This is a genomic window from Actinomycetota bacterium (genome assembly GCA_036280995.1).
Lineage (GTDB): Bacteria > Actinomycetota > CALGFH01 > CALGFH01 > CALGFH01 > CALGFH01.
This window is the reverse complement of sequence record DASUPQ010000215.1, coordinates 1-11708: the sequence shown is the minus strand read 5'-3', so window position 1 is coordinate 11708 and position 11708 is coordinate 1. Positions and strand designations below refer to the sequence as shown.

Here is an 11708-nt window from a genome sequence, read left to right as displayed (position 1 = left end):
GTCCGCAGCAGCAGCCGCGGTGTCGTCAGCACGACCGTGCCGTTCCACTCCACCACCAGATGCCCGCCCCACCGGGACCGATCTCGGCGTACCGCTCAGCGGAGGCGGACGGGAATCGAACCCGCCTGAGCAGGGTCGCTGCTCACACCGGTTTTGAAGACCGGGGGGCCCACCAGGACCCAGACACCTCCGCGGCGATGGTACCGGGATGCCGGAACTACCCAGGCGAACCGGGAGCACCGACCCCCAGAAGGTGGGGACGACCGCTCTGGCCCCGGGCCGGGGAAGCGGGGACCCTTGACGCCAGGACCCGGGAAAAGGGGATCGCGGTGGAGGAGCTGGGCCGGCGGGTGGCGCGGTGGGTCGAGGCCGGGGTGATCGGGGCGGAGCAGGGCGAGGCCATCCTCGCCCTGGAGGGGCTGGAGGGCGACGGGGGCGGACCCGCCGGGCGGCGGCGGGCGGTGGTGGTGGAGGTGCTCGGGTACCTCGGCGGGGTGCTGGCGCTGGTGGCCGGGTTCGTGCTCGGGGCGGAGTCGTGGGACCGGCTCGGGCACTGGGGGCGGGTGGGGGTGCTGGGGCTGGTCACCGGGGTGCTGCTGGCGGCCGGGTGGCGGCTGCGGGGGGGCGGGAGCCGGGTGCTGCCGCGGCTGGCCAGCGTGCTCTGGCTGGGCGCGGTGGCCGGGTTCGCGGGGCTGCTGGCCGTGCTGCTGGACGGCGACAGCTCCGACGCCCTCGGCGACCCGTCGTTGTGGGTGGCGGCCGGGGCGCTGCTCCTGGCCGGGGGGCTGTACCTGCTGGCGCGGCGGGTGCTGCAGCAGGTGGCCCTGTTCGCGGCCGTGGTCGCGACCATGGTGGCGGGCGGCCAGCGGCTCGGGTGGTCGTGGGAGACGGTCGAGGGCTACGGCCTGCTGGTCCTGGGGGCGGGGTGGCTGGAGCTGGGACGGCGGGGGCTGGTCGCGCCGCGGCGGACCTCGGAGGCGCTGGGGTCGCTGGCGCTGCTGTCGGGGCCGGAGGTCCTGGACGCCGCCGGGTCCGGGCCGGGGGACTGGGGGCTGTGGCTCGGGCTGGGGCTGGCGGTGGCGCTGGTCGTGGCCGGGAGCGCGCTGCGGCGGAACGTGCCGCTGGGGATCGGGGCCGCCGGCATGGTGGTGTTCCTGGGGCAGGTCGCGGGCGAGCACTGGCGCGACCTCGGCGCCCCCCTGGCCATCCTGCTGGTCGGGCTGGGCCTGGTCGCGGCCGCGGTGGTGCTGGCCCGGCTGCGGCCGGTGGTCCGCGGCGGGCCGCAGCCGCCGGGCGTCGGCGACGGCTAGCTCGCCGGGAGCTTGGTGATCGCGTCGGTGAACACGCGCAGGATGTCGCGCGGGTCCCGGGAGACGTAGGCCAGACCGCCCGTGGCCTGGGAGATCAGCTTCAGGGAGGTGGCGTCGGCGTTGGCCCCGTAGGCGACGGTGATGATCCGCACCGGTTTGTCCTTCTGCTGCTCGGCCTTGAGCCGGCGCAGCAGCTCGGTCCGGTTGATGCCGCCGGTGGGGTCGTCGTTGATGCCGTCGGTGAGCAGGACCACGATGTTGATCCGCTGGGGGGCGTAGTTGCGCTGCAGTGCCCGGAACGCGGCCAGGGAGGTGTCGTACAGGCCGGTGTCGCCGTTGGTGGCCTGGATGGCGGCCAGCGACTCGGCCAGGACCTGGCGGCGGAGCTTGCCGTTGGGCAGCCGGGCGTTGGTCGGCCCGATCGGGACCGACTCGGCCCAGTCCCGTGGGCCGGCCAGGTTGGAGGAGAAGACCCAGGTGCCGAGGTTGGTCTCGGGAGCGAACAGGGCAAGGGCCTGGGCGGTGGCCGACTTGACAAGGTCCATCTTGGTCTTGCCGCCGGTCCCCGGGACCTCCTCCTTCATGGACCCGGAGACGTCGAACACGGCCAGCACGTTGCTGCGCTTGCGGGCCGCGTTCCAGCTCTGCAGGGCCGCCGCCACGACCTTGGGGGCCGGCGGGGCCAGCACCCGGGCCGGCTGGTCGGGCAGCAGCCCGTTGGCCTCGCTCAGCTGCGGGCCGGCGCGGCCCTCGGAGGTCCGGAACCCGGCCTCCTGGAAGCGCGTCTGGATGGGCTCGCTCTGCAGGTAGTCGAGGAACTCGGCGGCCGCCCGCTGCTTGGCCTCGTCGACCCAGGGGGCGCGCAGGACCACCCACGGGTGGTCGGCGACCAGCGTCCCCTCCTTTGGGTAGACAGCGACCAGGGGGACCTCGGGCTTGGCGCGCTCGCCGCCGTCCTCCAGCCCGCTGGCGTTGCCGCGGTTGTAGTCCCAGACCGACTTCTCGTCCAGGGGCACGGCGGAGACGAAGTCCAGGGTCTGGCCGGCCTGGTCGGCCTGCTGGAGGTTGGCCAGGAAGGTCGCGGGCGTGTCGGCGTCCTGCCCGGGGGCCCGCTCCAGGCCGAGGATCACCCGCCGGAGCTGGTCCTCCTGCTTGACCAGGGTTTCCACCGAGAGCTCGCTGGTCTGGCCGGTGGCCGCGAACACGGCCGCGATCAGCGCCTCCAGGCCGGGCGTTGACAGGTTGGGGTCGGTCTTGCCGAGCTTGAAGGCGCCCCACTGGGGCTGGTTGAACGCCTTCCAGCCCTTCTGCTCGGCCACCACCCCGATCAGCTCCCGCCAGCCCACGGTGGTGCGGGGCCAGCCGATCGCCCGGGCCATCGGCTCGGGCATGGCCATCACCATCGGGGTGGTGGCGACCTTGGCCGGGTACTCGAGCGGGATCAGCACCGCCTGCCCGCTGGCCTGCTGCCGGAGCGCGACCTGGAGGGCCCAGGTCGAGGCGGCCGGGACCCAGACGTCGGGGCGGGGGCCCTGGGTGGTCTCGTCCCAGCCGGTGGACAGGGCGCCGGCGACCTCCGCCGAGTCGGCGCCGCGGACCTGGACGTCGACGCAGCGGTCGTCGACCGCCGGCCGGCGCCGCTCGTACTCGGCCGCGGCCTGGGTGATCACCTGCGCCTGGTCGGGGGAGACGACCACCTGGAGCGGCAGGCTGCCCTCACGGCAGGCCAGGCTCTGGGCGGGCTGGTTGACGAACACCATGAACCCGCCGATCCCGAGGGCCACGACCAGCAGGAGGCAGGCGGCCGCCAGCAGCGCAGTCGGACGCCGCCGGCGCCGCTGGGCCAGGTGCCTGCCGCCAACCGTTGCTCGCTCGTTCTCCATATGAATTCGGCCACTTCTGGCCGGTCGGCGCGACCGGGGGTCGTCCGCGCCTCGGGGAGCCGGACCGACCTGGCTCCACCGTGTCCGCAGAGATTGCCGCGTTCGGTGCCAGTGTGCAAAATCCGGCGCCGATCAGGCGGGTTCGTCGCATTTCTCCGGGGATCGTTCGACGGGAGCGACTGGTTGGAGCCTGTCGTCCGGTCAGGGCGCCCCGTGGTCAGCCCATTGGTGCCCCGCTCCTCGGCCTCGGCCAGGGTCAGGCCGAGGTGGCCTTGTCGAGGAGGCGGGTGATGGCGCCCTCGTCGACGTCGTGGGGGACGGGGATGCCGCGGACCCAGTCGATCTTGCCGATGCCGGGGTTGAAGACGCCGCTGCCGTCGGGCAGGAAGGCGTGGGGGGAGCCCTCGACGCCGCGGCGGCGGCCCTCCTGCCAGTCGGCGACCACGGCGCGGCGGTGGCCGCCGCCGTCGAAGGCGTCGAGGAACGCGGCCCGGTCCAGGCCGGCCTCGGTGGCCAGGTCGGCCAGGGTGGGCCGGATCGACAGGTCGCGGTTGTCGAGGAAGAAGGCCCGGCGGGCGGCCTCGTCGAAGCGGTCGGCCGCCGTGGCCCCGCCCAGCTCGCCGGCGACCTTCAGGGCCTCCATGGCCGGCAGCAGGGTCGAGGGCCAGGTGTCGCGCTTCGGCGGCGCGAAGTGGTCCGGCTCCAGCTGGGTGAGCACCGGGATCTCCTGGCTCAGGGTGGCCCACGGGGTGCCGCGCTCGTTGACGAGCTCCAGCGGCCAGCAGCGCCAGGCCACCGGCGGCCGGCCGACCCCCTCGCGGGCCCGGCGCAGGCGGATGGAGAAAAGGTACGCCCAGGGGCAGTGGAGGTCGGAGAAGACGGTCAGCACGCGCGGCTCCTAACGGGGGGGACCTGGACAATCAAGCTCATGGGCGAACCTGGCGAGGTTGTGTCACCCTTGAAGATATCGCCGCAGGGTGCCGCGGAAACCGGTCGAAGGGCCGGCGCCCCGGTGCCCTCGCAACCGGAGCCTCGCGCCGGTCGAAGGACCGGTGTCGAGCTCCCGGCGATCACCCAGGCGGCGGCGCCCCCGCCGCCCGCCGTCCGGGTCGAGGGTGTTGCACTTCTTCCACGGGTTCGTGCAGCCTACCGGCGTGCGCACCCGCCAACGATGGTTGCCGTTGCTGGTCCTGGCGCTCGCCCTGGTCGTGGCATGGACGGCGACGCCCGCCGCCTCGCCCGCGCCTCGGGTCGAGGCGAAGACGGGTGTGGTCATGGACGCCGCCACCGGGGCCGTGCTGTGGCAGCGCCAGGCCCATCGGCCGGTCCTGGTCGCCTCCACGACCAAGATCCTCACCGCCATCGTGGCCGCCGACCACTACCCGGCCCGGAAGGTGTTCCGGGTCCCGGAGGCGGCCGAGCGGGTCGACGGCACCCGCTTCGGCTACCGGACCGGCTGGCTGATCCGGCGCGACCAGCTGCTCACCACCCTGATGCTCGTCTCGGCCAACGACGCCGCCGAGACCCTGGCCGCGGCCTGGCCGGACGGGGGCCGGGCCGGCTTCCTCCGGGCCATGCAGGACAAGGCGGCCGAGCTGGGCTGCACCGACTCGACCTGGCTCGACCCGTCGGGCCTGGACGTCCCCGGTCACCGGGCCAGCGCCGCCGACCTGGCCGTCCTCGGCCGGGCCCTGCTGGAGCGGCCGGTGCTGGCCAAGCTGGCCAGGTCGCGGGTCGCGCCCTACACCTGGCCGGGCGGCCGCAAGACGGTGCTCGGCAACCACAACCACTTCGTCGGCCAGGGCCGCGACCCCGGCGCCCTCGGGGTCAAGACCGGCTACACCACCAAGGCCGGCTCCACCATCGTGGCCGCCCAGCGGCGCGGCGGCCGCACCCTGGTCGCGGTCGTCCTCGGCTCCCAGGCCATGTACGACGACGTGCGCGCCCTGATGGGCTACGGGTTCAAGGTCAAGCCCCAGGTCGGGGCCGAGCTGCTCGGCGTGCGCCCCCAGCCGGCCGAGGAGGTCACCGACGCGACCCTGCCCCCGGCCGCCGAGCGCGTCACCGGGCGGGTCTCGGGCACGCCGTCCCCGCTGGTCGAGCGCCTCGGTCTGCGCCTGCTGGCCGCGCCCCTGCCGATGGCCGCCATCGCCGGCCTCACCTGCCTGCTCGTCGGCATCCTGGCCCTGGTCTGGCGCCGCCGCTGACCGTCAGCCCGGCCGCGGCGGGGCCCGCAGGCCGAGCGCCCGCAGCTCCAGGTCGGCCAGGGCCTGGAACTCCCCGGCCCGCAGGTCCCCGGCCGGGTCGGGGCTGACCCGGTGCAGCTCGCGCAGCGGCCGGTTGGCCACCGCCCGGATGGCGAACAGCTCCAGGTCGGCCCCGTCCAGGCGCAGCCGGCTGGCCGCCCCGGCCTCCCGCACCCAGGTGACCCGGCGCGGCAGCCAGACCAGCAGCAGGGCGACGACCGGGACGGCCGCGACCACCACCCCGAGCCACAGGGCGAGCTGGCGCACGACCTCCTGCTGGGCCACGCCGGCCTCGGCCAGGGTCCGCCCGACCCCGGACAGGCGCCCGAACGGGTCCTGGAGCTGGCCGCCGACCACCGGCAGGCGGCCGACCGTCTGCTGGATCTCGGCGACGTCGGCGGCGAAGCTGCTCCCGGCCTGCTCGACCCGCGCCCCGGGCACGGCCAGCTTCTCGACCAGCCGGTACAGGGCCAGCCCGGCCGCCACCCAGGCGGCCGTCCAGGCCACCACGGCCAGGTCCCCGGCGAGCTGCCGGACCCGCAGCCCTGCCGTCTCCGCGTACAGCTTCACGGCGGCCGATCGCCGGCCGCTACGCCTGGTGGCGGCGGAACACCACCACGGCGTTGTGGCCGCCGAAGCCGAAGCCGTTGGACATGGCCGCGTCGACCTCGGCCTTGCGGGCCTGGTTGGGAATGTAGTCGAGGTCGCAGGCCGGGTCGGGGTCGGTCTGGTTGATGGTCGGGGGCAGGATCCCGTCCCGCAGCGCCAGCACGGTGGCGATGCCCTCGACCGCCCCGGCCGCCCCGAACAGGTGCCCGATCATCGACTTGGTCGAGGACACGGCCAGCTGGTCGGCGTGGGCGCCAAAGGCCAGGCGGATGGCCTTGGTCTCGGACACGTCCCCGGCCGGGGTCGAGGTGCCGTGGGCGTTGACGTAGCCGACCGCCTCCGGGGGCAGGTCGGCCGAGCGCAGCGCCCGCCGCATGGCCAGGGCGGCCCCGCTGCCGTCCTCGGACGGGGCGGTGACGTGGAAGGCGTCGGCCGACTGGCCGAAGCCGACCAGCTCGGCGTGGACCGGCGCCCCGCGGGCCAGGGCGTGCTCGCGCTCCTCCAGGATCATGGCGCCGGCGCCCTCACCCATCACGAAGCCGTTGCGCAGGGCGTCGAACGGCCGCGAGGCCTCCGCCGGGTGGTCGTTGAACTTGGTGGCCAGGGCCGTCATCTGCGCGAACGCGATCAGCGCGACCTGGACGAAGGCCGACTCCGAGCCCCCGGCGATCATGGCCGTGGCCTCACCGTGCCGGATGGCCTGGAAGGCCAGGCCGATGGCGTGGTTGGAGGCCGCGCAGGCGGTGGTGGTGCAGAAGTTCGGCCCGCGCAGCCCCAGCTTCATGGCGATCTGGCCGGCGGCGGCGTTCGGCATCAGCTGGGGCACGGTGAACGGGGAGACCCGGTTGGGGCCCTTCTCGCGCATCACCGCGTCGCTGGCCAGCAGCGAGCTGATGCCGCCGATGCCGGTGGCGAACACCACCCCGGTCTCGTCCTTGTCGACCCCGTCCTCGATCCCGCTGTCGTCCCAGGCCTCGCGGGCGGCGGTCAGGGCGAACTGGGTCGAGCGGTCGAGCCGCCTGGCCTCCTTGGGCCCGAGGCTGGCCGCCGGGTCGAAGTCCAGGCACTCGGCCGCCACCTTGGACGGCACCGGCTCGGGGTCGACCAGGGTGAGGGGGCCGACGCCCGACCGGCCCGCCGTGATGGCGTCCCAGTAGGCCTTGGCCCCGACGCCGACCGGGGTGACCGCACCGAGCCCGGTGACGACGACGCGCTGCAAGGTCCTACCCCACCGCCGTCTGCTTGGAGATCACCAGGTCGGCCGCCTCGCCGACCGTCTTGACGCCCGCGATCTGGTCGTCGGAGATCTCGATGCCGAACTTCTCCTCCAGGGCGAGCACGACCTCGACCAGGTCGAGCGAGTCGGCGTCCAGGTCCTCCTTGAAGCGGGCGTCGGCGGTCACCTTGTCCGCCTCCACGCCCAGCTCGGAGGCGAGGACGTCCTTCATTGTCTCGACAACTTCCTCGCGCGACTGCGCCATCTGCTGTTCTCCTTCGTGCCGGGGGCCGCGATGGCGGCTCAGGATGCCGCCCGCGCCGACTGCCAGTCAACTGACCCTTCGGGGATTACGTGCCCATCGTCATGCCGCCGTCCACGGCCAGGACCTGACCGGTGATGTAGCCGGCCTCCTCGCCGGCCAGGAAGCGGACCGCCGCCGCCACCTCCTCCGGGGTGCCGAGCCGCCCGACCGGGATCTGGCCGAGGGTCGCCTGCTTGGCCTCCTCGCTCATGGCGTCGGTGAGCTTGGAGGGGATGTAGCCGGGGGCGACGGCGTTGACGGTGATGCCCCGGCCGGCCACCTCCCTGGCCACGCTCATGGTGAGCCCGATGAGGCCGGCCTTGGAGGCGGAGTAGTTCGCCTGGCCGGGGTTGCCGACCAGCCCGACCACGCTGGAGATCGAGATCACCCGGCCCCAGCGCCGCCGCAGCATGCCCCGCAGGGCCTCCCGGGTGCAGCGGAAGGCGGCGACCAGGTTGACCTCGAGCACGCCGGTGAAGTCCTCGTCGCGCATCCGCAGCACCAGCCCGTCGCGGGTCAGCCCGGCGTTGTTGACCAGGATGTCGACGCCAGCGTCGCCGGCCGCCGCCACCAGCGCCTTGGCCGCCCCCGGGTCGGTCAGGTCGGCCTGGGCGACCACCGGCTCGGCCCCGGCCGCCTTCACCAGGTCGGCCGTCTCCTGCGCCCCCTGCTCGTCCGAGCCGTAGGCGACGACGATCCTCGCCCCTTGGGTGGCCAGGGCCACCGCGCACGCCCGCCCGATCGCCCCCGACGCCCCGGTGACCAGCGCCGTCCGGCCTTCGAGGCCGCTCATAGGGCGGCCTCCGGGACTGCCGGGCGCAGGGGGGGCAGCATGTCCACGCCGTCCCACAGGGTGCCGTCGAGCAGGGCCCGGACGATCGGCAGGGCCGGCTGGGTGGGCTCCTCCGGCGCCGGCTCGGCCGGGTTGGGGAGGGTCCAGTCGACCACCGCCGAGCCCCAGGCCAGCCCGGCCCCGAACGCCGTCAGCAGCAGCCGCTGCCCGGGCCGGATCTGCCCCTGCTCCCAGGCCTCGGCCATGGCGATGGGGATCGAGGCGGCGGAGGTGTTGCCGTAGCGGGCGACGTTCATGACCACGTTGGTCATGGGCACCTTGAGGCGCCGGGCGGTGGCCTCGATGATCCGCTGGTTCGCCTGGTGGGGGACGACCAGGTCGATGTCGTCCGGGGTCAGGCCGGAGCGCTCGATCGCCTCGAGGCTGGAGGCGGCCATGGCCGTCACCGCGCCCTTGAAGACCTCGCGGCCCTCCATGACGATGTAGTGCCGCCGCTCGGCCACGGTCCGGGCGTTGGCCGGGAACCGCGACCCGCCCGCCGGGGTCATGAGCAGCCGCGACCGCGCCCCGTCGGCCCCCAGCGAGAACGCCCGCACCCCGGCCTCGCCCCGGCGCAGCACCACGGCACCGGCCCCGTCACCGAACAGGATGCAGGTGCCCCGGTCGGTGTAGTCGGAGATCCGCGACAGCGTCTCCGAGCCGACCACCAGGGCGGTCTCGGCCGCGCCCGAGTCCACGAACTGCGACGCGGTGGCCAGGGCGTACACGAACCCCGAGCAGCCGGCGATCACGTCCATGGCCGCGCCCTTGGTCATGCCCAGCTCGAGCTGGAGGATGCAGGCGGCCGAGGGCAGCGTGTAGTCGGGCGTGGCCGTGGCCACCATCACCAGGTCGACCTCGTCGACGCCGATGCCGGCCACCTTCATGGCCTGCTCGGCGGCCCGCTTGCCGAGCAGCGCCGTCGAGTCGTCCTTGCCCGCGACCCGGCGCTCCTTGACCCCGGTGCGCTCGGTGATCCACTGGTCGTTGGTCTCGACCAGCTCCTCCAGGTCCGCGTTGGTCAGGACGTAGGGTGGCACGGCCACCCCGAGTCCAACGATCTCGGCGGGCACGACGGCTCCTTTCTCCGGCGTGGGGGATCGGCGGTCGGGGGACGGTCAGAAGGGCCGGAGGCTGAGCAGGATCTGACCGGGGGTGACCAGCTCGCCCTCCCAGGCGAGATGGGCCATGACCCAGCCGCGGAAGGGGCTGCGGACAGGGATGCTGGCGGCGCCGTTGCGGACCTCGCCGAGCAGGTCGCCCGGCTCGACGTACGGCCGCTCGTCGTTGTATCGGGAAGGGGTGACGGGGTAGAAGCGCCCGTGGCCGGGTGAGACGGCGAACCGCTCGGGGAGCACCACCACCTCGCCCTGGTCCTCTCCCTTGGCCATCTCCGTCTTGGCCGCGTCGCCGTCGGCCTGGGCGCGCAGGGCGTCGCCGACCCCGGCCACGCCCTCGGCGTCGGCGGCGGACAGGATCCTGGTCCCGTCCACCGTCCGCTTGATGAGCCCGCCGAGGACGGTGCCCGGCCCGACCTCCACGAAGGTGTCGACGCCGAGGGCGACCATCCGCCGGACCGACTCGGTCCAGCGGACGCGCCCGGTGAGCTGGCGGGCCAGCAGCTCGCGCAGCTCCTCGGCGCTGGTGACGGGCTCGGCGGTGGCGTTGGCGACCACCGGGATGGACGGGTCGCGCAGCGGGGCGGCGGCCAGGTGGGGCTGGAACGTCTCGACCGCGGGCGCCATCAGCGGCGAGTGGAACGCGCCGCCCACGTTCAGCGGCACCACCCGCTTGGCCCCGAGCTCCTTGGCCGCGGCCGGGAGCCGCTCCAGGGCCGACCACTCGCCGGACACGACGACGTTGCCAGGGGCGTTGTCGTTGGCCACGGCCAGCACCTGATCCTGGGCGGTCGCCTCGACGGCCATCTCGACCCCTTCGGCCGACAGCCCAAGCACCGAGCTCATCGACCCGGGCCGGGCGTCCGCGGCCCGCTGCATCGCCTCGGCCCGCCTGGCCACCAGCAGCAGCCCGGCCTCGAACGACAGCGCCCCGGCCGCGACCAGGGCGGAGAACTCCCCCAGTGAGTGCCCGGCCACGTACGCCGGCCGCGGCGCCCCCGCGGCCTCCAGGGCCCGGAGCGCCGCCACCGACACGCAGAAGATCGCCGGCTGGGCGATGTAGGTCTGCCGCAGCTCGTCCGGGCTGGCCGTCCGCAGGGTCTCGGCCAGGTCCCAGCCGAGGCAGGCGCTGGCCCACTGGTAGAGGTCGGTCGCCGCGGGGTCGAACCCGCCGAAGTCCAGGCCCATCCCTGGAGCCTGGCTACCCTGACCTGGGAAGACGAACGCGACGCTCATCGGCTGACTGGCACCTCACAGGTCATTTTCGACACGGCTCCCGGTCCAAACCTGACACCGACGTCGGTGTCAGGCCCAATGCCCGCCCAAGGACCCGATACAGACGGCAGGGATTCACCCCCTAGACCCCAGGGGTTCCTCCCAGGTTACAAGCTCCCCCAAACCCGAGCCCAACGGCGGGGGTTCCCGGGCCGGCCGGTGGTCGGGTCCGGGCCCCGCGGGCCGGTCGCGGGGCCGGACCCTTGCCGTTCACCCTGCTCGTGCGCCGTGACCATGGAACCGCCCAGGCCTCCCCGCCCCGCGGTTCCGCGGGGCCCCGTCGGGTGCTCCTCAGTCCTCCTGGGGGCGGGCGGCCGCCTTGTCGCGGATCTCCTCGACGATGGCGGGGTCGGCCAGGGTCGTCACGTCGCCCAGCTCCCGCTCCTCGGCCACGTCCTTGAGCAGGCGTCGCATGATCTTGCCGGAACGGGTCTTGGGCAGGTCGGGCGTGAAGATGATCGTGGTCGGCCGGGCCAGCTTCCCGATCTTCCGGGCCACGTGCTCGCGCAGCACCTCGGTGGTGTCGTCGGTCGGCTCGACATTCCCCTTGAGCGTCACGAACGCGACGATCTGCTGCCCGGTGGTCTGGTCGACCTTGCCGCACACCGCCGCCTCGGCGACGTCCTTGTGGTCGACCAGGGCCGACTCCACCTCGGTGGTGGAGATCCGGTGGCCCGAGATGTTCATCACGTCGTCGATCCGCCCGAGCAGCCAGAAGTAGCCGTCCTCGTCCCGCTTGGCCCCGTCGCCGGCGAAGTACTTGCCCTCGAACCGGCTCCAGTAGGTCTCCTTGTACCGCTCGGGGTCGCCGTAGATCCCGCGCAGCATCGCCGGCCACGGCTTCTGGAGCACCAGGTACCCACCACCTGGGATGCCGACCGAGTTGCCGTCGTTGTCGACGATGTCGGCATCCAC

At 74.0% G+C, this 11708-nt stretch carries 11 protein-coding genes and 1 tRNA gene; 2 read left to right on the top strand and 10 right to left on the bottom strand.

Translation table 11 applies throughout. The annotated features are described in order from the left end of the window. Positions 1 to 98 precede the first annotated feature (98 nt). Positions 99 to 191: transfer RNA gene (locus tag VF468_06855), tRNA-Sec, on the bottom strand. Between the two features lie 138 nt (positions 192 to 329). On the opposite strand from VF468_06855, the gene VF468_06850 reads away from it, so the two are divergent. Continuing rightward, positions 330 to 1310 (top strand): DUF2157 domain-containing protein, encoded by a 981-nt coding sequence (locus VF468_06850; GenBank protein HEX5878025.1) that lies wholly within the window; start codon positions 330 to 332, stop codon positions 1308 to 1310. Here the strand turns inward: VF468_06850 and VF468_06845 are convergent. Continuing rightward, positions 1307 to 3193 (bottom strand): substrate-binding and VWA domain-containing protein, encoded by a 1887-nt coding sequence (locus tag VF468_06845; protein ID HEX5878024.1) that lies wholly within the window; start codon positions 3191 to 3193, stop codon positions 1307 to 1309. The two genes, VF468_06850 and VF468_06845, sit on opposite strands and share 4 nt — an antisense overlap. 256 nt (positions 3194 to 3449) lie before the next feature. Next, positions 3450 to 4082, bottom strand: coding sequence for a DsbA family protein (locus VF468_06840; protein HEX5878023.1), 633 nt, complete (start codon positions 4080 to 4082; stop codon positions 3450 to 3452). A gap of 292 nt (positions 4083 to 4374) precedes the next feature. On the opposite strand from VF468_06840, the gene VF468_06835 reads away from it, so the two are divergent. Further along, positions 4375 to 5400 (top strand): D-alanyl-D-alanine carboxypeptidase, encoded by a 1026-nt coding sequence (locus tag VF468_06835; GenBank protein HEX5878022.1) that lies wholly within the window; start codon positions 4375 to 4377, stop codon positions 5398 to 5400. Between the two features lie 3 nt (positions 5401 to 5403). Here the strand turns inward: VF468_06835 and VF468_06830 are convergent, their stop codons facing one another. The 7 genes from VF468_06830 to VF468_06800 all read right to left on the bottom strand — a co-directional run. Beyond that, on the bottom strand, positions 5404 to 6009 hold the full coding sequence (locus VF468_06830) for a hypothetical protein (protein HEX5878021.1): 606 nt from the start codon (positions 6007 to 6009) through the stop codon (positions 5404 to 5406). A gap of 19 nt (positions 6010 to 6028) precedes the next feature. Then, positions 6029 to 7267 (bottom strand): beta-ketoacyl-ACP synthase II, encoded by a 1239-nt coding sequence (gene fabF, locus VF468_06825; protein HEX5878020.1) that lies wholly within the window; start codon positions 7265 to 7267, stop codon positions 6029 to 6031. 4 nt (positions 7268 to 7271) lie between these two features. Then, positions 7272 to 7529: an acyl carrier protein gene (acpP, locus tag VF468_06820; protein HEX5878019.1), complete on the bottom strand. Its 258-nt coding sequence runs from the start codon at positions 7527 to 7529 to the stop codon at positions 7272 to 7274. Between the two features lie 85 nt (positions 7530 to 7614). Continuing rightward, a complete protein-coding gene (gene fabG / locus VF468_06815) occupies positions 7615 to 8361 on the bottom strand; it encodes a 3-oxoacyl-[acyl-carrier-protein] reductase (protein HEX5878018.1) in 747 nt (248 codons plus the stop codon). Beyond that, entirely contained in the window at positions 8358 to 9473 is a 1116-nt protein-coding gene (locus tag VF468_06810; GenBank protein ID HEX5878017.1) for a beta-ketoacyl-ACP synthase III, read from the bottom strand. The genes fabG and VF468_06810 overlap by 4 nt, the downstream gene beginning before the upstream one ends. 45 nt (positions 9474 to 9518) lie before the next feature. After that, positions 9519 to 10754 carry an ACP S-malonyltransferase gene (gene fabD, locus VF468_06805; protein HEX5878016.1) on the bottom strand — a complete coding sequence of 412 codons (1236 nt, stop codon included), beginning with the start codon at positions 10752 to 10754 and terminating at the stop codon, positions 9519 to 9521. 330 nt (positions 10755 to 11084) lie between these two features. Further along, on the bottom strand, positions 11085 to 11708 hold a 624-nt coding region (locus VF468_06800), incomplete at its 5' end, for an acetyl-coenzyme A synthetase (protein HEX5878015.1).